This is a genomic window from Nocardioides sp. T5, assembly GCF_048161455.1.
GTDB lineage: Bacteria > Actinomycetota > Actinomycetes > Propionibacteriales > Nocardioidaceae > Nocardioides.
In genome coordinates this window covers 1,277,916-1,298,583 of record NZ_CP182415.1, presented here as the reverse complement: position 1 = coordinate 1,298,583, position 20,668 = coordinate 1,277,916, and the positions used below count along the sequence as shown (strand labels likewise).

The 20,668-nt window shown below is 73.5% G+C and carries 19 protein-coding genes and 2 pseudogenes; 8 read left to right on the top strand and 13 right to left on the bottom strand.

Translation table 11 applies throughout. The features are described from left to right. Positions 1-42: 42 nt before the first annotated feature. Both ACNKF0_RS06235 and ACNKF0_RS06230 read right to left on the bottom strand, forming a co-directional pair. Positions 43-303 carry a hypothetical protein gene (locus ACNKF0_RS06235; RefSeq protein WP_416956696.1) on the bottom strand — a complete coding sequence of 87 codons (261 nt, stop codon included), beginning with the start codon at positions 301-303 and terminating at the stop codon, positions 43-45. Between the two features lie 42 nt (positions 304-345). After that, positions 346-783, bottom strand: coding sequence for a molybdenum cofactor biosynthesis protein MoaE (locus ACNKF0_RS06230; RefSeq protein ID WP_299921866.1), 438 nt, complete (start codon positions 781-783; stop codon positions 346-348). A gap of 52 nt (positions 784-835) precedes the next feature. On the opposite strand from ACNKF0_RS06230, the gene ACNKF0_RS06225 reads away from it, so the two are divergent. Together ACNKF0_RS06225 and ACNKF0_RS06220 are read left to right on the top strand one after the other, a co-directional pair. Next, positions 836-2,185, top strand: a complete 1,350-nt coding sequence (locus tag ACNKF0_RS06225; RefSeq protein WP_416956694.1) for a zinc-dependent metalloprotease — start codon at positions 836-838, stop codon at positions 2,183-2,185. Then, the gene (locus tag ACNKF0_RS06220; RefSeq protein ID WP_416956693.1) at positions 2,182-2,832 is read left to right on the top strand and encodes an NUDIX hydrolase; all 651 of its coding nucleotides are present in this window, start codon (positions 2,182-2,184) and stop codon (positions 2,830-2,832) included. The genes ACNKF0_RS06225 and ACNKF0_RS06220 overlap by 4 nt, the downstream gene beginning before the upstream one ends. On the opposite strand, the gene ACNKF0_RS06215 is transcribed toward ACNKF0_RS06220, so the two are convergent. From ACNKF0_RS06215 to ACNKF0_RS06205, 3 genes are all read right to left on the bottom strand, one after another. Then, positions 2,781-3,320, bottom strand: a complete 540-nt coding sequence (locus ACNKF0_RS06215) for a M48 family metallopeptidase (RefSeq protein WP_299921873.1) — start codon at positions 3,318-3,320, stop codon at positions 2,781-2,783. The genes ACNKF0_RS06220 and ACNKF0_RS06215 overlap by 52 nt on opposite strands. Positions 3,321-3,381: 61 nt before the next feature. Beyond that, complete coding sequence (locus tag ACNKF0_RS06210; protein ID WP_416956690.1) at positions 3,382-4,431, bottom strand: PHP domain-containing protein; 1,050 nt, start codon at positions 4,429-4,431, stop codon at positions 3,382-3,384. 310 nt (positions 4,432-4,741) lie between these two features. Continuing rightward, positions 4,742-5,548: an enoyl-CoA hydratase/isomerase family protein gene (locus tag ACNKF0_RS06205; RefSeq protein WP_416956688.1), complete on the bottom strand. Its 807-nt coding sequence runs from the start codon at positions 5,546-5,548 to the stop codon at positions 4,742-4,744. 192 nt (positions 5,549-5,740) lie between these two features. On the opposite strand from ACNKF0_RS06205, the gene ACNKF0_RS06200 reads away from it, so the two are divergent. Both ACNKF0_RS06200 and ACNKF0_RS06195 read left to right on the top strand, forming a co-directional pair. Next, on the top strand, positions 5,741-5,899 hold the full coding sequence (locus tag ACNKF0_RS06200; RefSeq protein ID WP_090969683.1) for a DUF5679 domain-containing protein: 159 nt from the start codon (positions 5,741-5,743) through the stop codon (positions 5,897-5,899). Between the two features lie 137 nt (positions 5,900-6,036). Then, the gene (locus ACNKF0_RS06195) at positions 6,037-6,564 is read left to right on the top strand and encodes a hypothetical protein (protein ID WP_416956686.1); all 528 of its coding nucleotides are present in this window, start codon (positions 6,037-6,039) and stop codon (positions 6,562-6,564) included. 13 nt (positions 6,565-6,577) lie between these two features. Here the strand turns inward: ACNKF0_RS06195 and ACNKF0_RS06190 are convergent, their stop codons facing one another. From ACNKF0_RS06190 to ACNKF0_RS06175, 4 genes are all read right to left on the bottom strand, one after another. Then, positions 6,578-6,745 (bottom strand): hypothetical protein, encoded by a 168-nt coding sequence (locus ACNKF0_RS06190; protein ID WP_268110325.1) that lies wholly within the window; start codon positions 6,743-6,745, stop codon positions 6,578-6,580. A gap of 152 nt (positions 6,746-6,897) precedes the next feature. Then, positions 6,898-7,092, bottom strand: a complete 195-nt coding sequence (locus ACNKF0_RS06185; protein WP_299921885.1) for a hypothetical protein — start codon at positions 7,090-7,092, stop codon at positions 6,898-6,900. A 47-nt stretch (positions 7,093-7,139) separates the two neighbouring features. Continuing rightward, a complete protein-coding gene (locus tag ACNKF0_RS06180; protein ID WP_416956683.1) occupies positions 7,140-7,520 on the bottom strand; it encodes a WhiB family transcriptional regulator in 381 nt (126 codons plus the stop codon). 491 nt (positions 7,521-8,011) lie between these two features. Further along, a complete protein-coding gene (locus ACNKF0_RS06175; RefSeq protein ID WP_416956681.1) occupies positions 8,012-10,051 on the bottom strand; it encodes an ATP-dependent DNA helicase UvrD2 in 2,040 nt (679 codons plus the stop codon). Between the two features lie 95 nt (positions 10,052-10,146). On the opposite strand from ACNKF0_RS06175, the gene ACNKF0_RS06170 reads away from it, so the two are divergent. After that, positions 10,147-10,389 (top strand): mycoredoxin, encoded by a 243-nt coding sequence (locus ACNKF0_RS06170; RefSeq protein ID WP_416956679.1) that lies wholly within the window; start codon positions 10,147-10,149, stop codon positions 10,387-10,389. Between the two features lie 43 nt (positions 10,390-10,432). Then, positions 10,433-10,885: a hypothetical protein gene (locus ACNKF0_RS06165; RefSeq protein ID WP_416956677.1), complete on the top strand. Its 453-nt coding sequence runs from the start codon at positions 10,433-10,435 to the stop codon at positions 10,883-10,885. Positions 10,886-10,897: 12 nt separating this feature from the next. Here the strand turns inward: ACNKF0_RS06165 and nudC are convergent, their stop codons facing one another. Further along, positions 10,898-11,821: an NAD(+) diphosphatase gene (nudC, locus tag ACNKF0_RS06160; protein WP_416956675.1), complete on the bottom strand. Its 924-nt coding sequence runs from the start codon at positions 11,819-11,821 to the stop codon at positions 10,898-10,900. A 62-nt stretch (positions 11,822-11,883) separates the two neighbouring features. Between nudC and aztD the strand changes: the two genes are divergently transcribed. Together aztD and deoD are read left to right on the top strand one after the other, a co-directional pair. Next, entirely contained in the window at positions 11,884-13,143 is a 1,260-nt protein-coding gene (aztD, locus tag ACNKF0_RS06155) for a zinc metallochaperone AztD (protein WP_416956674.1), read from the top strand. 29 nt (positions 13,144-13,172) lie between these two features. Further along, on the top strand, positions 13,173-13,883 hold the full coding sequence (gene deoD / locus ACNKF0_RS06150; protein WP_416956672.1) for a purine-nucleoside phosphorylase: 711 nt from the start codon (positions 13,173-13,175) through the stop codon (positions 13,881-13,883). Between the two features lie 425 nt (positions 13,884-14,308). Here the strand turns inward: deoD and ACNKF0_RS06145 are convergent. The 3 genes and pseudogenes from ACNKF0_RS06145 to ACNKF0_RS06135 all read right to left on the bottom strand — a co-directional run. Continuing rightward, positions 14,309-17,380: pseudogene (locus ACNKF0_RS06145) on the bottom strand (UvrD-helicase domain-containing protein); the annotation flags it as partial. 134 nt (positions 17,381-17,514) lie between these two features. After that, complete coding sequence (locus tag ACNKF0_RS06140; RefSeq protein WP_416958435.1) at positions 17,515-18,285, bottom strand: PD-(D/E)XK nuclease family protein; 771 nt, start codon at positions 18,283-18,285, stop codon at positions 17,515-17,517. Between the two features lie 385 nt (positions 18,286-18,670). After that, positions 18,671-20,635 (bottom strand): annotated as a pseudogene (locus ACNKF0_RS06135) (ATP-dependent helicase); the annotation flags it as partial. Positions 20,636-20,668: the final 33 nt, after the last annotated feature.

The following is a 20,668-nucleotide window of genomic DNA, read 5'->3' as shown; positions in this document are numbered from 1 at the left end:
ACTCTCTCAAACGACGGCAACTGCGCGGTGGGAAGCCGTCGATCAGGAGGCGCGGCGGGTGGTGCCGTCACCCGGTCCGGCGCCGTGGCTGGGCCGGACGGCGATGCCGGTGCTGCGGTCGCGCGTCGGTGCCGACGTACGGCGCGTGCCCGCCGGCAGCTCCTTGGTGATCGCCCGGCCGAGACGCTCGACGGCGACCTCACGGTCGACCTCGCCGCGGCCGTCGCGGCCGGCCCACGACACCCACGCCATCGCTGCGAACGCCACGACGGCCGAGGGCACGAGCCACAGCAGGATCTCCACGCGACGAGCCTAGGGGCCGGCGCGGTCCGCGACGGGGAGGCCCTACGGCGTGCCGACCCACTCCTCGGTCCGGTCGTCGAAGACCTGGTGCTTCCAGATCGGCACCTCGGCCTTGAGCGTGTCGATGAGGGCCCGCGAGGCGGCGAAGGCGTCACCGCGGTGCGCTGCCGTGGTCGCGACGACGACCGCCAGGTCGCCGATGCGCAGCTCGCCCACCCGGTGCACCGCAGCCACTCCCCTGACGTCGTGGTCCTGCGCCACCTGGCGGCAGACGTCGCGGAGCCGGGCGAGGGCGGTCGGGTGCGCGGAGTAGTCGAGCGCCGTGACGCCCTTCCCGGAGTCGTGGTCGCGCACCTGGCCCACGAAGAGGGTGAGGCCTCCGGCGCCGTCGTCACCGAGCGCGTCGAGGACCTCCGTGACGTCCAGCGGGGTGTCGCGGATGTCGACGAGGCGCACGGGGTCGGACGTGGGGTCGCTCACGCAGCCGAGTCTAGGGGTGCCGCTGCTGGGCGCGGTGAGTAACGTGGAGGCCATGAGTGACACCCCCGGAGGTCCCGGATCGTCCGGTCAGGGGCCCGATGACAACAACCCCTTCAAGGGCACGCCGTTCGAGCAGATCTTCTCGCAGATGGGCGGCTTCGGCCCCGGCGGCGGGATGCCCGACCTCAACGCGCTGATGGCCCAGATGCAGTCGTTGTTCGCGCCGCACGACGGCCCGGTCAACTGGGAGACGGTCACCGACCTCGCCCGTCGCGCCGCTGCGCAGGAGCCCGACCCGACGGTCAGCCCCGCCCAGTCGGGCGCCGTCGCCGACGCCGTACGCCTGGCCGACCACTGGCTCGACACCACGACCGGGTTCCCGTCGGGCGTCACCACCACCGCCGCGTGGTCGCGGGCGGAGTGGATCGTCGAGACGATCCCGGTGTGGAAGGTGCTGGTCGAGCCGATTGCCGGCTCCGCCACCCAGGCCCTGGGCCAGGCGATGCCCGAGGAGATGAAGCAGCTCGCCGGCCCCCTGATGGCCATGCTCGGCAAGGCCAGCGGCGCCATGGTGGCCTCCCAGGTCGGCAGCGGCCTCGGCGCGCTCGCCGGTGACGTGCTCAGCGCCTCCGACATCGGCCTGCCCCTGGGCCCGATCGGCAAGGCGGCCCTGCTCCCCACCAACGTCGCGGCCTTCGCCGAGGAGCTGCCCGACGTCTCCGCCGACGACGTCCTGCTCTACCTCGCGCTGCGCGAGGCCGCCCACCAGCGCCTCTTCGCCGGCGTGCCGTGGCTGCGCGACCACCTCATCGGGGCGGTCTCGGAGTACGGCGCCGGCATGGACTTCGACACCTCCGGGATGGAGTCCAAGCTGCGCGAGGTCGACATGACCAACCCCGAGGCGATGCAGGACGCCCTGGCGGGCGGGCTCTTCGACCCCGAGCCGTCGGCGGCCCAGAAGGCGGCGCTCGAGAAGCTCGAGGTGACCCTCGCGCTCGTGGAGGGCTGGGTCGACGAGGTCGTCAGCCAGGCCACCGCCGAGCGAATGCCGGCGGCCGCCAAGCTGCAGGAGACCGTACGCCGTCGGCGCGCCGCCGGCGGCCCGGCCGAGCAGACCTTCGCCACCCTCGTCGGGCTCGAGCTGCGGCCCCGCCGGCTGCGCGACGCCTCCACCCTGTGGGGCTCGCTGCGCACCCGTCAGGGCACCGAGGCCCGCGACGGCGTCTGGATGTCGCCGCACCTGCTGCCCACCGCGAGCGACCTCGACGACCCGCTGGGCTTCCGCGAGGACTCCGTGACGCCCGGCGAGCTCTCCGAGGAGGAGTTCGACGCCGGCCTGCGCGACCTGCTCGACGGTGGCACCGACGGTGGCTCCGACGGCGGCACCCGCCCGGCCGAGTGACCCTTCGAGACGGGCGCGGGGCGCCCTCCTCAGGACAGGCCCTCCACGCGAGCGCGGTCGCGACGCTGTCGGACTGGGTCGCGCCGACGCCCGGGCAGGAGCAGCTGCGCGAGCGCTACCTCGCCCACCTGGCGGCGCACCCCGACGGGCTGACCAAGGCGTGCTTCCCCGACCACCTCACCGCGGGCGCGATCGTCGTGTCGCCCGACGGCGGCGCGGTGCTGCTCAACCACCACCGCAAGGCCGACGCGTGGCTGGCCTTCGGCGGGCACCTGGAGCCGGATGACGCGTCGCTCGCCGACGGCGCCCGGCGCGAGCTGGTCGAGGAGTCGGGCCTGACGTCGTTCGCCTTCGACGAGGAGCCGCTGTCCCTCGACGCGCACGCGGTCGAGTTCTGCTCCGACCGCGGCACCGTCCACCACCTCGACGTACGGTTCCTCGCCACGGCCGAGCCCGACGCGGCGCACGCGACGAGCGAGGAGTCGCTCGACGTGCGCTGGTGGCCCGTCGACGCGCTGCCGGTCACCTTCGACGACATGTACGCCCTCATCGACGCCGCCGTGGCGCGGGTGCGGGCGGCTCAGTCGTCGTCGAGTCAGTCGTCGTCGAGGCCGGGCGGCGGCTCCAGCCGCGCGGCCGCGGAGTAGCCCTCGAGGTAGCCCTTGGCCTTCTCCGCGCGGGGGTAGCGGTCGACCCAGGCCCAGAACGCGGGCGTGTGGCCCGCCTCGAGCAGGTGGGCCAGCTCGTGGACCAGGACGTAGTCGACGACCCAGCCGGGCACCTTCTGCAGCCGGTCGCTGAGCCGGATGGTGCCCTCGCCCGGGGTGCAAGAGCCCCAGCGGGAGTTCTGGTTGGTCACCCAGCGCACCGAGGCCGGGATCGCCAGGCCCCCGAAGTAGAGGTCGTTGAGCTTGGCGGCACGGGCGACGAGGTCGTCGTCGGAGCGCAGCCGGCGCCGCTCCTGCCGCTCGATGCGGGCCACCATGTCGGCGACCCACGTCGCCTCGTCACGCTTGCTCATCGTGGCCGGGATCAGCACGACGATGCGGTCGCCGTCACGGTAGGCCGAGACCGTGCGACGTCGGCGGCGCGAGCGGCGCACCTCGACGTCGGGCGGGCTGGCCGGGCTGCTCATGTGCCGAACCTAACGCCCGCCACCCACACCGAGGCGTGGGGCGCGCTGGCCGGAGCCGCACTCAGAGCCGGGCGGAGGCCCACTCGAGCAACCGGTCGCGCCCCCAGGTCGTGACGATCCGGTCGGGGTCGATCCCGGCCTCGGTGGCCCGGGCGGCGCCGTGGTCGAGCATGTCGAGCTGGCCGGGGGCGTGGGCGTCGGAGTCGATCGAGAACAGGCAGCCGAGGTCGCGCGCGAGCTTGAGCAGCTTGGTGGGCGGGTCGCGGCGCTCGGGCCGGGAGTTGATCTCGACCGCCACCCCCTCCTCCGCGCACGCGGTGAAGACCGCCCGCGCGTCGAACTGGCTCTGCGGGCGCACGCCCCGGTTGCCGGTCACCAGGCGGCCGGTGCAGTGGCCGAGGACGTTGGTGTGCGGGTTGCGGACCGCGGCGACCATCCGCTTCGTCATGGGGGCCGCGTCCATCTTGAGCTTGGAGTGGACGGACGCGACGCGGACGTCGAGGCGGCCGAGCATCTCCGGTGTCTGGTCGAGCGACCCGTCGTCGAGGATGTCCACCTCGATCCCCTTCAGCAGGGTGAACGACCCGTCGAGGTGCTCGTTGACGGCGTCCACGACGCCGAGCTGTCGCGCCAGGCGCTCGGCGCTGAGCCCGTTGGCGACCCGCAGGCGCGGGCTGTGGTCGGTGAGCACGAGGTAGTCGTGCCCGAGCTCCATGGCCGTCATCGCCATCTCCTCGAGCGGCGAGCCGCCGTCGGACCAGTCGGAGTGCGAGTGCAGGTCACCGCGGAGGCGGGCCCGCAGCTCCTCCCCGCCGTGCGCCAGGGGACCGGCCGTGTCCTCGAGCCTCACCAGGCGCTCGGGCACCACGCCGTTGCACGCGTCGGTGATGACGGCAGCCGTGCTGGGGCCGATGCCGGGCAGCTCGGTGAGGGTGCCGTCGGCGGCGCGGCGGCGTACCTCCTCCTCGGGCAGCGGCAGGATCGTGCGCGCCGCCTTGCGGAAGGCCTCGATCCGGCGGGTCTCCTCGCGCTGGCGCTCCATCAGGAACGCGATGCGCCGCAGCGTCGCCACGGGACCGCGGGCGGCGCCCGCCGTCGACTCCTCGCCCACTTCTTCTCCTCCACAGCCCCGATGCAGGTGAAACCGCTGGTCACCCGCACAGTACGGCGCGCGCGCCGGGCGTGTCGCGCACAGGGTCCTCCCCATCCCCGGGACCGCCCTCCACGGTCATCGGTCCGCGGTGCACACCGTCTCCACAGGTCTGTCCACAGGCGTGGACACGGAGCCGTTGACCCCGCACGCGGCCGGCCCTAGGTTTGCGCCCAGAAGGGCCCCACGGCTCCTCGACGCACGCTGGGGAAGGCAGGCGTCGGGGGCTGCGGGGCCCCTTCTTCGTCCCCGAGCTCCCCACCCGTGCCGCTCAGTGGCCGCGGAACTGCGGCGCCCGCTTGTCCTTCGCGGCCGCGATGCCCTCCTGCAGGTCGGCGGTCGCGAGCGTCATCGGCTGGGCGAGGGCCTCCCACTGGAGCGCGGACTCGAAGTCGGCGTGGCCACCGTCGGCGAGCGCCACCTTGGTCAGCCGCGCCGCGATCGGCGCGGTGGCGGCGATGCCCGCTGCCGTCTCGAGCACCTCGTCGAGGAACACCTCGGGGTCGATGACACGGGAGACGAGGCCGAGCCGCAGCGCCTCCTCGGCCTCCACGACGCGGCCGGTGAGCAGCAGGTCGCGCGCGTGGGCGGGGCCGACCACGTCGGGCAGCAGCCACGTGCCGGCCATCCCGGCGTGCATGCCGAGCTTGTTGAAGGGCACGCCCATCTTCGCGCCGGCCGCGGCGTAGCGGATGTCGCAGGCGAGCGCGAGGCACAGGCCGGCCCCGATGGCGGCGCCGTTGACGGCCGCGATGGTCGGCACCTCGAGGCGCCGGATCGACAACCACGCGCGGTAGAAGGGCAGCATCCGCGACCGCAGGTGGTCGACGGTGGCATCGGGCTCGCTGGCGATCCACGAGGTGTTGCCGCCGGAGCAGAAGGCGCTGCCCTCCCCCGTCACGACGACCGCGCGCACGGACCGGTCGGCGGCGAGCTCGTCGATGGTCGCGACCCACGACGAGGTCATCTCGTCGCTCATCGCGTTGCGCATCGCGGGGTTGTCGAGGGTCAGCAGGACGACCCCCTCGGAGGGGCGCTCGAGGCGCAGGTGGGAACGGTCCGCAGAGGTGTCTGGCATGACCCGAGGGTACTGAGCCGGCTGAGCGTGGAAGGACCCGGTTTCACGCTCAGCGCGTGTGGTGCGTGAGCGTGGCCCACGCGTGGCGTAGGGTCGCTGACGGAGCGCTGGCAACCGCCAGCTCACCCCGGCGGGCTTCCCCGAGAGACTTCCCCGCCGCGACGACCAAGGAAAACAAGCAAGGAGGCCGTCATGGCGGAGACCTGGAGCGGTGAGTTCTACTGCGTCAAGTGCAAGGAGAAGCGCGAGGCGGAGGGCGAGATCAAGGTCAACGACAAGGGCACCAAGATGGCCAAGGGCGTCTGCCCGGTCTGCGGCACCAACCTGAACCGCATCCTCGGCAAGGCCTGAGCCTCAGCTCTTGAGCTCATTGCAGCGGCGCCGCCCCTCGGGCGGCGCCGCTGCTGCATGTCCGGGGGCACGTCCGACGACGGGGATGGCCTGTGGACGACGGCCCGCACCGCACTGGGCCGTGGCACGGTCGTGGGGTGCCTGCCCGCCCCGCCCCGTCGCCGTACGCCGCCGGCGTCCGCGCACAGCTCGACTGCCCTGACGCGTGGGCCGGCGCCGTCCTCGCAGCGCTGGCCGCCGCCGGTGTCGTCGTCGACCCGACCGCTCCGGTCGGCATCGCCGTGGCGCCCGGGCGACTGGTCTCGCCGGTCGTCGACGGCTGGTGCGTCGACTCGCTGCCCCACGTGCTGGTGGGCGTCCAGCCCTACGCCGTCGAGGTCGGTCCGTGGATCGCCCCCGGTGTCGGGCCCTGCGCGCGGTGCGTGGCCGCCGGCGTGCTCGACGAGGGCGGCCCGGCCCCCGCGGGCGCGGTGCCGCGCCCGCTGCTGGCGCTGGCCGCCGGTGCGGTCGCCCGGGACCTCGGCGCGTGGTCGCGGGGCGAGCTGCCGCACACGTGGCTCACGTCGTGGCGCGTCGACCACGATCCGCTGCCCGCCGCCCGGCGCTGGGAGCGTCATCCCTACTGCGGGTGCGCCTGGTTCGAGACCGCGACCGACACGGGCTGAGCCCGGCCGGCCCTCACCACCACTCGCTGTCGAGCTTGCTCTCCATCGCGCGCAGGTGGGTGCGGGAGCAGGTGTCGCAGAAGGCGCGCCGACGGCCGTTCTCGACCGCGGTCGTCCACGTGAGGGTCTCCCCCTCCGGAGCCTGGGTGCCGCAGAAGTCGCACGTCACGAGGTCGCTCACGCCTCGAGGTTACCCCGGTCCGCGCCGCGCGAGCTGGGCAGAAATGCAGTGAGCCGGTACGTCGTCACGGTGACGACGTACCGGCTCACTGGGTGTGCTCACCCGCGATCAGGGCGAGATCCTCTCCTCGGCCAGGTCGGCCTCGGACCACGTCAGATCGCGCGAGCGAGGGCGAGACGCGCCTGCTGCGCGGCCTGCTCGGCCTTGCGGCTCATACGACGGGCCCGGGCCAGCTGGTGGCCGCGCCGCAGTTCTTGCGCCTCTCCCAGGCGCGCGGTCATTTGCGCGCGTGCGAGTTCTTCATGCATGAGATTCATGTCGTTGCGTCCATTTCGGTAGGTCTTCATCAGTGGTGGTTCCTTGTGGTTCCTCGGAGGTGGTGGAGCGGTGGCGCCTACGCGGCGGCCCCGTCCTTCTGGTTCTGGCCGGCCTGAGCGGCGACCTGTTCGGACTTGCGGGGCCGGCCTCGCGGCCGCTTGCGCGGGATCACCACGCCCTGGAGGAAGAGCTCGCCTCCCCAGACGCCCCACGGCTCACGCCGTTCGAGGGCTCCGTCGAGGCACAGCGCCTGCACGGGGCAGTCGATGCAGAGGGCCTTGGCCTGCTCCACGTCCGCGGGGGACTCGGCAAACCACAGCTCTGCGTCGTTGACGCGGCAGGGCAGCAACTCCTCATCCACTCCGGCAGCTGCGTCGTGCAGGGCTCCGAGCGGGGCCTGGGGCTCCGCCTGGGTCATGTCGGCAGCTCGGTTGCGGTCGAGAACGCTGATGGTCATGTGTTCACCTCCTTCTCGTTGACCTGATCGCGGTGGGTGACTCATGGGGACGTCACTGGGACAAACAGAAAGGCCGCGGATCCCGGGTGTCGGGTTCCGCGGCCTGGAGGCTGCCGATGCGAGTTCTCTCAACTCGTCGGTGGACTCCAGGCTGGAAGACCCGGGAAGACGCCCTTGACGCGCTCGATGGACACAGCGGTCCCCTGGAGCGCAGCTGCACCATCGACACCGAGGACGCGCACATCAGTGGCGCAGCGGTGGCCGGCAGCGGGCATGCCGAAGGACGGCGTCCAAGCCGTCATCGTCATCGTGTAGTTCTCCATGGGGGCCACCTCCTTCGGGGCGTCGGGCGCGGATCGTTGTCAGCGATCCCATGCGCGGGTTGTTGTGCAGGGAACGTTAGACCCCTCACATCGTCAGGGGCAAACCATTTAATGGGTATTACCGAGATTTCTTTTCCGGCGTCCGTCCGGACGCCTCGCCGGGCCCGGTCAGGGGCTTTCCCCGGCCACCAGCGCGAGCACCTCGTCGCCGTACTTGGCGATCTTGCTCGGGCCGACGCCGCTGATCGCGCGCAGTCCCTTCTCATCGGTGGGGACGTGCTCGGCGATGAGCTGCAGGGTCGCGTCGGTGAAGATGACGAACGCCGGCACGCTGTCCTCCGCGGAGCGAGCGAGGCGCCACTCGCGCAGCCGCTCGAAGAGCGCCTCGTCGTAGGAGGCGGGGCAGTCGGCGCAGCGACCGGTCTTCTTCTCCACCGACGTCGACAACGCCTTGCCACACTCGCGGCAGTGCATCGCGGCGCGGTTGCGCCGGGTGCGCTCGCGGCGCTGCCCGGACACGCCGGGCACGCCGTCGAGCAGCGGCGCGAGGAACGGCGAGCTGCCACGGGTGGATCGGCCGCCTGGCTCCCGCGCAGTCGCCCACGACACGCTCAGCTCGTCGCGGGCACGGGTCATCGCGACGTAGAGGAGGCGGCGCTCCTCCTCGATCTCGGCGGGTGACTGCGCCTGTGAGATCGGCATCATCTTGTCGTGCATGCCGGCCACGAAGACGGCGTCCCACTCCAGACCCTTGGCCGAGTGGATGGTCGCCAGGGTGACGGCGTCGGCCACCGGCGCGTGCTGCTCGCTGGCCCGACGGTCGAGGTCGTCGACGAAGTCGCCGACACCCGCCTCGGGGCGCTCGCGGCCGAAGTCGGCAGCGAGGTCGACCAGCGCCTGCAGGGACTCCCACCGGTTGCGGACCTCTCCCCTGCCCTCGGGGGGCTCGGTGGAGTGGCCCATCTGCGACAGCACGGCCACGACGGCGTCCGACACCGGGCCCGACGCCTCCCCCGAGCGCGCGGCGCCCCGGACGAGGGTGATCGCCTGCCGCACCTCGGGCCGGTCGAAGAACCGCGCCGCACCGCGTACGACGTAGGGGAGGCCCCGAGCCGCCAGGGCCTCCTCGAAGCGCTCGGACTGCGCATTGATGCGCAGCAGGACGGCCATCCGGCTGGCGGGGGTGCCGGAGGCCCGCAGGGCCGCGACGCGGTCGGCGACCGCCTCGGCCTCGGCGACCTCGTCGGTGGCCTCGCGCCAGGTGATGCGGGCGCCGGACGGCCGCTGGGCGACGAGGTCGACGCCCTTGCTGGGGGTGCCCTCGAGCAGCCGGTTGGCCGCGGAGACGACCTCCGGGGTGGAGCGGTAGTTGCGGACCAGGTCGACGCTCGTGGCCGACGGGAAGCGCTGGGTGAACTCGCGGAGGTAGCGGGCGTCGGCGCCGGCGAACGAGTAGATCGTCTGGGCCGGGTCACCCACGACGCACAGCTCGTCGCGCCCGCCGAGCCACAGGTCGAGGAGGGCGTGCTGGAGCGGCGAGACGTCCTGGAACTCGTCGACGACGAACCACTTGTACTGCCGGCGGACCTGGGCGGCCACCGCCTCGTTGTCGGCGAGGAGACCGGCACCGAACAGGAGCACGTCCTCCATGTCCATCCGGCCCTGGCCGCGCTTGACCTCCTCGTAGGCGTCGAACGCGCGCGCGACCACCTCGGGATCGAGGCCCGACACGGTGCGGCCGCGGGTGCGGGCGATCGCGGCATAGGTGTCGGGGCTGACGTTGGAGACCTTGGACCACTCGATCTCGCTGGCGAGGTCACGCAGCGTGGCCTGGTCGACGCCGAGCCGCTGGCGCCGCGCCGCGAGGGCGAGCATGCCGAGCTTGGACTCGACGAGCTCGGGGAGCTCGCGCTGGTGCACGCGTGGCCAGAAGAAGCGCAGCTGGCGCAGCGCGGCGGAGTGGAACGTGCGCGCCTGCACCCCGGGCGCCCCGAGGGCCCGCAGGCGCTCGCGCATCTCGCCGGCCGCACGGGTCGTGAAGGACAGGGCCAGCACCTCCGTCGGCGCGTAGACCCCCTGGGCCACGCCGTGCGCGATGCGGTGGGTGACCGCGCGCGTCTTGCCGGTGCCGGCGCCGGCGAGGACCCGCACCGGTCCACGCAGCGCCTCGGCGACCTGTCGCTGCTCGGGATCGAGCGCTTCGAGCAACGGAACAACTCCTGCGACGTCGTGGTTGGGACCAGTCGAGGGTGAGGACCACCCTCGTCCTTGAACCCTAGACGCCGGAGGGGACACTCCATCCCATGACCTTCACCATGTTCAGCACCCCGTGGTGCGGCTACTGCCACCGCCTCAAGAGCCAGCTCGACCGCGAGGGCATCGAGTTCTCGATCGTCGACATCGAGCGGGAGCCGGAGGCCGCGTTCACCGTCGAGCAGGCCAACGGTGGCAACCAGACCGTCCCGACCCTGCTCTTCTCCGACGGCAGCACGCTGACGAACCCGTCGGTGGTGCAGGTCAAGGAGAAGCTGGCCGCGCTGTCGTGACGCTGGCGTGGAGCCGGGGCCGCCCCGGGGTTAGCCTGACGTCGTGTCACTGCTGAACTCGATCGACCGCGACCACGTCCTCACCGCGATGGAGACCTGGGACGCAGCGGGTGGGGCCAACTACATGCTGGTGCGCGGCGGCGTCTCGACGCACGTCCTGAGGCACCACGGCAAGGAGTACGACGCCGCGGCCATCGCCGGCATCGCCCACGGCCTCGCGACCGGGCGCACCCTCACCCCCGCCGACATCCCGGGCGGCTCGGCCGGGGCGAGCAAGCACCTCGTCCGGCTGGGCTTCGACGTCCGCGACGACTCGCCGCCGGCTCCGCAGCGGGTGCCGGGCACGCGCTCGACCACGCCTCGTACGCCGCGGGCGACCACCCCGCGTGCGACGACGTCCCGCCCGCGGGTCGCCGCCAGCGACCGGGTCGACAAGCTGTGCCCGACCTGCTTCCTCGCACTGCCCGCCACGGGCATCTGCGACAACTGCGCCTGACCGGCGTCGGCGTCAGTCCCAGCCGGGGCCGTCGAGCGGGCGTCCGAACCAGGTCTCGATGAGCGACGACGAGATCGAGATGCCGCGGGGCACGACGAGCTCCCCCGAGCGGCCGGCGGCCTCGAAGTCGCTGCGCGTCCACCACCGTGCCTCCTCGATCTCCGCCCCGTCGACGTCGATGTCGGTCGTCGAGGCGCGCCCGGTGAACCCCAGCATCAGGCTGGCCGGGAGCGGCCAGGGCTGGCTGCCGAAGTAGGACACCTCGCCCACCCGCACGCCGACCTCCTCGTGCACCTCACGGCGTACGGCGTCCTCGAGGGTCTCCCCCGGCTCGCAGAAGCCGGCGAGGGTGGACCAGCGTCCCGCGGGCCAGGCGGTGTTGCGGCCGAGCAGGATCGCCTCGTCGTCGCCCTCGCCGTGGGTGATCGCCATGATCACCGCCGGGTCGGTGCGCGGGAACTGCGCGCGGTCGCACTGCGTGCAGCGCAACTCGTGACCGGCGGCGCGGCTGGCCAGGGAGCCGCCGCAGCGCGGGCAGAAGCGGGTGGCGTGGTGCCACTCCGCGAGGCCGACGGCGTGCATCACCAGCGGCGCCTGCTGGGCCGTGCCGTCGGCGAGGAGGGTCAGCACCGAGCGCAGCGGCACCCACTCCTCCGCCTCGCCCGGCGCAAGGTCGGGCGGCACGATGACGGCCACGTGGACCACGCCGTCGCGGTCGCCCAGCAGGACGAGCGTGCCCTCGGGCGCCTCGTCGGGGCCGACCCAGTGCACGGCTCCGTCGACCGGGCGGAGCCGGTTGCCGGCCACCACCAGGACGCGCGTCGCTGGGTCGGACATCTGCTCGGCGAGCCACGCCTCGTCGGTGCGCCGCAGGCCCATCCGGTTGTGCGCGTGGAGGGAGAGGGCGACGTGCGGCAGGAGGCGTTCGGGACTCACGACGTCAGGCTAGCGCCGTATCTCTTTGACAATCATTCTCAACTGCGATGAGAATGATTCTCATGAGAACCAACCGTGACCGTGCCCGTGTCCGTGTCCTGCTCGCCACCCTCGTCGTGCTGGCGGCCTCCGCCTGCGGCACCGCGACCGACAGCACCGACGCCCCCGAATCCACCGACGCCTCCGACCCGGCCGAGGCTGCCACCGACGGGGGTGGCACCGAGGCCGCGTCGGCGACGCCGCGCCTCGCGGTGACCCACGACGGCGGCGTGATGGTCGTCGACGTGACCAGCGGCGAGGTGGTCGCCGACGAGCCGATGGAGGGCTTCGTCCGCATCTCCCCCGCCGGCGACGGCCGACACGCCCTCGTCAGCGGCAACCTCGGCTGGCACGCCCTCGACCTCGGGTCGTGGGGCGACGAGCACGGCGACCACGCCCACCACTACACCGGCGACCCCGGCCTGACCGGCGTACTCATCGAGGCCGCGGAGGCGGGGCACGTCGTGGCGCACGACGGCATCACCACGCTCTTCGACGACGGCACCGGCACGATCACCGTGCTGGACCCCGACGACCTGGCCGACGGCCCGCCGGAGGTCACCACCGACGCCGCCGACGAGGCGCACCACGGCGTGGCCGTGCAGCTCGTCGACCGCAACCTGCTGATGACCGTCGGGGACGAGGAGTCGCGCTCGGGCGTCCGCCTCGTGAGCCCGTCGGGCGCGGTCCTCGCCGAGACCGACGAGTGCCCCGGCGTGCACGGCGAGGCCTTCGCCGAGGACGCCGCCGTCTTCGGCTGCGAGGACGGGGCCGTCGTCGTGGACGGCCGCGACATCGCCAAGGTCAACAGCCCCGACGCCTACGGACAGATCGGCAACCAGGCCGGCTCGGACGTCTCCCCCGTGCTGCTCGGCGACTACAAGACCGACCCCGAGGCCGAGCTCGAGCGCCCGACCCGGGTCTCGCTGATCGACACCCGCGACGCGTCCCTGCGCCTGGTCGAGCTCGGCACCAGCTACAGCTTCCGCTCGCTCGGTCGCGGCCCGGAGGGCGAGGCGCTCGTGCTCGGGACCGACGGCGCGATCCACGTCCTCGACCCCGGCACCGGCAAGCGCGTCGACACGATCGACGTCGTCGACCGCTGGCGCGAGCCGCTCGACTGGCAGCAGCCCCGACCCGCCCTCCACGTCGTCGACTCGACGGCGTACGTCACCGACCCGCGCCGCGACCGCGTGCACGTCGTCGACCTCGACCGCGGCCGCGTGACGAAGGCGCTCGACCTGCCGCACACCCCCAACGAGATCGTCGCCAACGCGGGCTGAGGCCAGCCCGTGTCCCTAGGCTGGGCGCCGTGAGCACCCACATCGGCGCCCAGCCCGGCGACATCGCCCCCACCGTCCTGCTGCCCGGCGACCCCCTGCGGGCCAGGTGGATCGCCGAGACGTTCCTCGACGACGCGCGCTGCTACAGCGAGGTGCGCGGGATGTACGGCTTCACCGGCACGTGGAACGGCCACCCGGTCTCCGTGCAGGGCTCCGGGATGGGCCAGCCGTCGATGTCGATCTACGTCCACGAGCTCTTCACCGAGTACGACGTGCAGTCCATCGTCCGCGTCGGCTCGTGCGGCGCCGTCACCGACCGCGTCGGGGTGCGTGACGTCGTCATCGCCTCCGGTGCGTGCACCGACTCGTCGATGAACCGCATCGCCTTCCACGGCATCGACTACGCGCCGGTCGCCGACTTCGGCCTGCTGCGCGGCGCGGTCGAGGCCGCCGAGGCCCGCGAGGGTGGCTCGCCCTTCCACGTGGGCCTCATCTTCTCCAGCGACTCGTTCTACGCGGCCCGCCCCGAGCTGCTCGGCGAGATGGTGAAGTACGGCGTCCTGGCCGTCGAGATGGAGGCCAGCGCGCTCTACACCCTCGCCGCCAAGCACGGCCGCCGCGCGCTCGCGATCTGCACGGTCTCCGACCACATCGTCACCGGCGAGGAGACCACCTCCCAGGAGCGCGAGCAGACCTTCGGCGAGATGGTCGAGATCGCGCTGACCGCCGCCCTCCGCTGACGCCCGTCTGGGCGGTGGTCCACCCACACTTCGCTCGCTAGGAACGTGGGTGGGCGACCGCCGGCCCGCGCGGTGAGCCACGCAGGTTCCGCGGCGCCAAAACCTGCCCCACGCACCGCTCACCCCGCTGACGGCGGACGACGCTCCCGCGGGCGGTGGTCCACCCACCCTTCGCTCGCTAGGAACGTGGGTGGACCACCGCTGCCCGACTGGCGGTGAGCCACGCAGGTTCCCGGGCGCCAGAACCTGCCTCACGCACCGCTCGCCCGCGGGACGGCGTACGACGCGCCCGCGAGCGGTGGTCCACCCACACTTCGCTCGTCCGGAACGTGGGTGGGCCACCGCCGGCGCGGCTGGCGGTGAGCCACGCAGGTTCCCGGGCGCCAGAACCTGCCTCACGCACCGCTCGCCCGCGGGACGGCGGGTCAGACGTCGAGCAGCTTCTCGAGCTCGGCGCGGGCGGGGAGGTCGTCGAGGGGGACGGTGCGCCCGGAGCGGACGTAGTGGAAGGCGGCGCGGACCAGGTCGAGGGGCGTACCGGTGAGCTCGGACCAGGCGAGGCGGTAGAGCGCGAGCTGGAGGGGGTCGGACGTCTCGTGACGGCTGGTCTTCCAGTCGACGACGAGGAACCCGCCGTCCGGTTCGGCGTAGACGGCGTCGATCCGGCCCCGGACGACCTGCCCGCCGAGGACGAGCGCGAAGGGTGCCTCGACGGCGTACGGCGCCCGATCGCCGAAGGGGCCGTCCTCGAAGCGCTTCACGACCTCGCCGAGGTCGGCCTCGTCGTCGATGCCGGCGTCGGCCCGGCCGGGCAGCTCGTCGGGCTCGATCAGGGCCTGCTGGCCGAACCGGTGCTCGATCCAGGCGTGGAACGCGGTGCCGAAACGGGCCGCGGGCGCAGGCGGCCGCGGCATGGGTCGGGCCAGGTCCCGGGCGAACGCGTCCGGGTCCTCGCGCAGCCGCGCCAGCGCGGTGACGGACAGGCTGCTGGGCAGCGGGAGGTCGACGGTCGTGGCGCGCTCGGCGCGAGCCTCGACCAGCAGCTGGGCCAGGTCGTCGTCCCACTCGGCGACCCGGGCGGCCTCGAGCATGTCGAGGCCCTCGTCGGGCGCGGTGGGGTCGACGGAGCGTACGAGCTCGGCGGCGGCGAGCCGCCGACGGGCCTCCTCACCGGTGCCGGGCACCGGCCACGGACGCGAGGTGTCGACGTCGTCGTTGGGGTTGGGCGACTTCGGCGGCGGCTTGTCGAGCCAGCGCTCGACCGGCTGACACCACTCCTCGAGCTGGTCGCGCACCACCCGCTGGTAGTCCGACGGCCCGAACGGCGTCGAGCGCTGCCCCCACACGTAGGACGTCACGGCCAGGTGGTGGGCGGCGCGGGTGTAGGCGACGTAGCCCAGCCGGAGCTCCTCCTCCGCGTCGTGGGCCTTGGTGGCGGCGCGGTAGGCGTCGAGGGCAGCCTTGTCGTGGCCGGCGAGCTGGGGCTGGTCGGCCCGGTCGCCGCGCAGCGGGGCGGGCAGCACGGCCGGGGACGAGGTCCACAGCGTGCGCGAGCGGTTGCTCGGGAAGCGGGTCTCCCCCACGCCGACGCAGAACACCGACGACCACTCGAGACCCTTCGCCCGGTGGACCGTCAGCAGCTTGACGGAGTCGGCGGCGGTCGGGGTGGCGACGTCGAGGCCGTTGCCCTGGTCGTCCTCGGCGGTCAGGTAGGCCAGCAGTGCCGGCAGGGTCACGTCGCCGTCGACGGACTGGAACTCCGCGACGGCCTTGACGAACAGGTCGAGGTTGTCGCGGCGTGCGGCGGCTGCCTGAGACGTCGCGGAGGCGAGCTCCACGTCGACACCGGTCGTGTCGATGATGCGGCGTACGACGTCGAGGAGCGGGTCGCCGACGTGGGCGCGCAGGCGGCGCAGCTCGACGTCCAGCAGGCCGAAGCGGTCGAGCGCCTCGTCCGAGTAGGCGGCCTCGCCCGGTGACTCCACGGCGTCACTGAGCGCGGGGAGCTCCGAAGGATCGACGCCGTCGGCGATCTGGAGCAGCTGGTCGGCGATCGACGCCGTCTCCTTGCGGCCCCGCACGCCCGCGATTTCCGCCGCACGCTCGGCCAGCAGCCGCAGGTCGCGCGGACCGATCGCCCAACGCGGACCGGTCAGCAGCGTGAGCATCGAGGAGTTGGCCGTGACGTCGTGCATGAGCGTCAGCGTGGCGACCACCTCGGCCACCTCGGGCAGCCGCACCAGGCCCGACAGTCCGACGATCTCGACCGGGATCCCTGCGGCCGTGAGGGCGTCGTAGACCTCCTCGCCCTGGGCGTTGTCGCGGCTGAGCACCCCGATCTCGGCCCAGGCGGTGCCGGCCTCGTGGACCTGCTGCACCTCGGTCACGAGCCACGCCAGCTCGTCGGCCGAGCGCTCGAACACGTGTGCCTCGACGTGGCCGTCCTGGGCGTTGTCGGCCGCCCGCAGCCGGGCGACCTTGTCGCCGTAGGCGGCGAGCAGTGGCTCGGCGAGCCGGTTGGCGACGTCGAGGATGCGGCGGTCGGAGCGCCGGTTGACGGTCAGGGGCAACCGGCCCGGTGCGCCGTCGGCGGCCGGAAAGGTGTCGGCGAAGTTGAGGATGTTGGACACCGACGCACCGCGCCAGCCGTAGATCGCCTGGTTGGGGTCGCCCACCGCCATGACCGGGTGGCCGAGCCCGTGGTCGGGATCGGGCCCTGAGAAGAGCCGGGCGAGCATCGTGGCCTGGGCGACCGAGGTGTCCTGGTACTCGTCGAGCAGGACCACCTTGAAGCGCGCCCGCTCGAGCTCACCCACCTCGGGCTGCTCCTCCACCAGCCGGGCAGCGAGCGCGATCTGGTCGCCGAAGTCCATCAGCCCGAGGTCGGCCTTGAGCCGGCGGTAGCCGGTGACGAGCTGCAGCAGCTCGCCACGACGGTCGATCGCGTTGATGGCCTTGGCCGGCGGATCGAGGTAGGTCTTGCGGGCCTTGCCGGCCTGCTCCTCAGCGAGGGCGCGCTCGAACCCGCGCCGGGCCTCGGCGTCGACACGGCGTACGTCGTCGGGGTCGACGAGGTGCTCGCTCATCGCGCCGTCGAGGGCGAGGAGGTTCTGGATGGCGGTCGCCGGGTGGTCGGTCAGCAGCTCGATGTGGCCGGTGAAGCGCTCGATGACCCGGGCGCCGAGCTGGTAGCGCGAGGCGTCGGAGACGACGCGGGTGTCGGGCTCGTGGCCGATCCGGAGCCCGTGGTCGGTCAGCAGGTTGGCGGCGTAGGCGTGGTAGGTCGCGACCGTCGGCTCGAGGACGTCCTCCCCCTCGACCACGACGGACCGGTCGAGCAGCCCCGCGGCGCCCAGGGCGGCGGTGACCCGCTGGCGCAGCTCGGCCGCGGCCTTGGTGGTGAAGGTGAGGCCGAGGACCTCCTCGGGACGGACCTTGCCGGTCGCGACCAGCCACACCACGCGCTGCGCCATCAGCGTGGTCTTGCCGCTGCCGGCGCCCGCGACCACGACCGTGGGCCGCAGCGGCGAGGTGATCGCGGCCCACTGCTCGTCGCTGGCGGCGTGGGTGGCGCCCATGAGGGCGCGGAGGTCCTCGGGCGAGTCGAGCCGGACAGGTGCGGGGAGCTGGCTCACTGGACGGTCACGCTCCCCGCGCCCCGGGCCGGGCAGATGGCCGTGAACGGGCAGTCGCGGCAGTGCGGACCGGTCGTGGCGGGGAAGGTCTCGGCGCGGACGAGGTCGGCCGCCCGGGCGAGGCCGGTGCGGAGCGTGAGGCGCTCGGGCCCGGCCTCGGCGTGGGGTGGCTGGGGTTGCACCTTGGCGCCCGCGGAGTCGTCGTCGATGCCGAGCTGCACCAGCTCGGCACCGCCGGAGGCGACGGGCCGACCGGCGGACTCGTCGAGGGCCCCGGTGTCGACGGCGTACTGGTAGAGGGCGAGCTGCAGGTTGCCCGCGACGGACGGCCCGGTGGGAGCGCTGCGGGCGCTCTTGAAGTCGACGACGACCACCCTGCCGGCGTCGTCGATCTCGAGGCGGTCGGCGAAGCCGGTCAGCAGGACCGGACGGCCGTCCACGTCGACGACGCTCTGGAAGCGCTGCTCGGCACCGAGGAACTCGCGCGGGTTGTCGAGGTGCCAGCGGACGAAGCGCGCGACGGCCTTGCGGATCCGGGCGAGCTCGCGCTGCCGCGACCACGGCGTGCGGAAGGCGAGCCGGTCCCACACGGCCTCGACCTCGGCCATCAGCGGCTCGACCTCGGCGGGCAGGTCGCCGGTGGCGACCCGCTCGGCGAGGGCGTGGAGGACCTGGCCGAGGTTGGCGGACTGGTGGACCGCGGAGACCCCGCCGGCTTCGCGCTCGAAGAACCACTGCGCGGGGCAGACGAGGATCGACTCGAGCATGCTGGCCGAGATCGGCACGGGCCGGTCGGGGTCGCGGATCGGCCGGACGGACCGGGTGGCGCTGCGGGTGCCCCACCACGTCGACGGGTCGGCGCTCGGCACGAGCGGGCGGCCGCCGACCTCCTCGGCGGCCAGCGCGGCGAGGCGTCGGGCGGCTGCCTCGCGCAACGCCGGTGTGACGTCGGGGTCGGCAGCCGTGCGCCGCAGGCTCGGCCACGAGGCCGCCCAACGACAGGGGTCGCGGCGGCCGGCCGTCCTGGTGGTCGATCGTGACGCCGAGCTCCTCGAGGAACCGGGAGGGCTGCTCGCCGTCGTCGTCCGGGGACCGCACCGCGCTCACCACGAGACGACGGCGGGCGCGGGTGCAGGCGACGTAGAACAGGCGGCGCTCCTCCATCAGCAGCGCGCGGGTGGTCACGGGCGGGACGAGGTCGGGGTGCCCGGCGCCGTCGACCCCGATGCGGTCGGCGCCGAGCAGGGTCGTACGACGGCGCAGGTCGGGCCAGCCCTCCTGCTGCACGTGGGCGACCACGACCAGGTCCCACTCGAGACCCTTGGAGCGGTGGGCGGTGAGGAGTCGGACCGCCGCGCCGCGCACGCCCTGCTCGGCGAGGGTGTCGGCGGGCAGCTGCTGGGCGACGACGCTGGCGAAGAAGGCGCCCACACCGACGTGGTCGCGCTGGTCGACCGCACGCGAGGCGAGGTCGAAGAGCGCGACGATCGCGTCGAGGTCGCGGTGGGCCCGTCGGGTGCTCGCGCCTCCGACGTCGACCTGCCGGCGCAGCCGCTGGGGCCAGCCGGTGCCGGACCACAGGTGCCAGAGCACGTCCTCGACGCCTGCCCGCTCCTCCAGCATCCCCGCTGCTCCGCGCAGCAGCTCGGCGAGGGCGCCGGCCCGTTGGACGTCGGGGCCCTCGAGCCCGTCGAGGAACCCGGGCTCGACGACCGCGAGCCGCAGCAGCTCGCGCGACGTGCGCCGCACCGACGGGTCGGCGACCTCCTTCTCGCGCGTGCGGAGGCGGCGCACGAGGGCACGCAGGTCGGACGCGTCGAGCCCGCCGAGCGGCGACAGCAGCAGCGACTCGATGCGGCCCGGGTCGAGGAAGTCGGGAGAGTCGGGATCGTCGTTGTCGAGGTTGACCACGGCGCGCAACCCGTCGAGGAGCGGCACGACCGCCGGGTCGCGGACCAGGGGCAGGTCGTCGGAGGCGACCTCGACGGGGACCCCGGCCGCGGCGAGGGCGCGGCGCAGCGGCGGGATGCTCGTGCGGCCGGAGCGGACCAGGACCGCCATCCGGTCCCAGGCGATGCCGTCCTCGAGGTGGGCGCGCCGCAGCAGGTCGGCGAGCCGCTCGGCCTCGGCACGCTCGGTGTCGTAGGTGACGACCTCGACCCGGCCGTCGCCCTGCGGGCCGGGGACGGCCTCCGGCGAGAGGAACGCCTCGCGCGCTTCCGGGGAGATGCTGCCGGTCAGCGTCAGCCGGTGGGCCACCCTGCCGGCGGCCAGCAGGATCCGGGGGCCGAACCGGCGGGTGCGCTGCAGCACCACCACCGGGGCCGGGGCGCCGGTGGTGGTCGGGAAGGCCGCCGGGAAGTCGAGGATGCCGCGCACGTCGGCGCCGCGGAAGCCGTAGATGGACTGGTGCGGGTCGCCCACCACGGTGAGGTCACGCCCGTCGCCGGCCAGCGCGCGGAGCAGGGCGACCTGGCCGGGGTCGGTGTCCTGGTACTCATCCACGAAGACGTGCTGCCAGCGCGCCCGCAGCTCGTCGCGGTGGGTCTCGGCCTCGATCACGGCCCGGCGGATGAGGTCGGAGTAGTCGGTGGCGCCGAGGTTGTCGAGGACGGTGAGGTACTGCTCGAGGAAGAGGCCGGCGGCCACCAGCTCCGGGAGGTCGTGCTCGATGCCGAGGGCACGCAGTCCGGACGGGTCGAGGCCTTTCTCCCGGGCTCGCGCCAGGACGGCCTGCACCTCCCGGACGAAGCCCCGTGTGCCGGCGGCCCGGCGCAGCGGCTCGGGCCAGACGACCGACTCGGGGTTGTCGCGCAGCAGCTCGCGCAGGACCACGTCGGCCTCGGGAGCCGAGAGGAGCCGGATGGCTCCCTCGTAGAGCTCGGCCGGTGCGTACTTCCTCACCAGGGCGTAGGCGAAGGAGTGGAACGTCGAGCACGACGCCGCCGCGGTCGTGCGGGCGACGCGGGCGGTGACCCGGTCGCGCAGCTGCTCGGCGGCCTTGCGGGAGAAGGTGAGCGCGAGCACCGCGTCGGGCGAGGCGCCGCGCTGCTCGATGCGGTCGACGATGGCCTCGACCAGGGTCGTCGTCTTGCCGGTGCCGGGCCCGGCGAGCACGAGGAGGGGGCCGCCCGGGTGGTCCACGACGCG

Bases quoted from the DNA above. Each gene is read 5' to 3' on its own strand.
- aztD (WP_416956674.1), top strand. From the start codon at position 11,884: ATGAGAACCAACCGTGACCGTGCCCGTGTCCGTGTCCTGCTCGCCACC.
- ACNKF0_RS06140 (WP_416958435.1), bottom strand. From the start codon at position 18,285: ATGCTCGAGTCGATCCTCGTCTGCCCCGCGCAGTGGTTCTTCGAGCGC.
- ACNKF0_RS06185 (WP_299921885.1), bottom strand. From the start codon at position 7,092: ATGAAGACCTACCGAAATGGACGCAACGACATGAATCTCATGCATGAA.
- ACNKF0_RS06205 (WP_416956688.1), bottom strand. From the start codon at position 5,548: ATGCCAGACACCTCTGCGGACCGTTCCCACCTGCGCCTCGAGCGCCCC.
- ACNKF0_RS06200 (WP_090969683.1), top strand. From the start codon at position 5,741: ATGGCGGAGACCTGGAGCGGTGAGTTCTACTGCGTCAAGTGCAAGGAG.
- ACNKF0_RS06225 (WP_416956694.1), top strand. From the start codon at position 836: ATGAGTGACACCCCCGGAGGTCCCGGATCGTCCGGTCAGGGGCCCGAT.
- ACNKF0_RS06170 (WP_416956679.1), top strand. From the start codon at position 10,147: ATGACCTTCACCATGTTCAGCACCCCGTGGTGCGGCTACTGCCACCGC.
- ACNKF0_RS06215 (WP_299921873.1), bottom strand. From the start codon at position 3,320: ATGAGCAGCCCGGCCAGCCCGCCCGACGTCGAGGTGCGCCGCTCGCGC.
- ACNKF0_RS06180 (WP_416956683.1), bottom strand. From the start codon at position 7,520: ATGACCATCAGCGTTCTCGACCGCAACCGAGCTGCCGACATGACCCAG.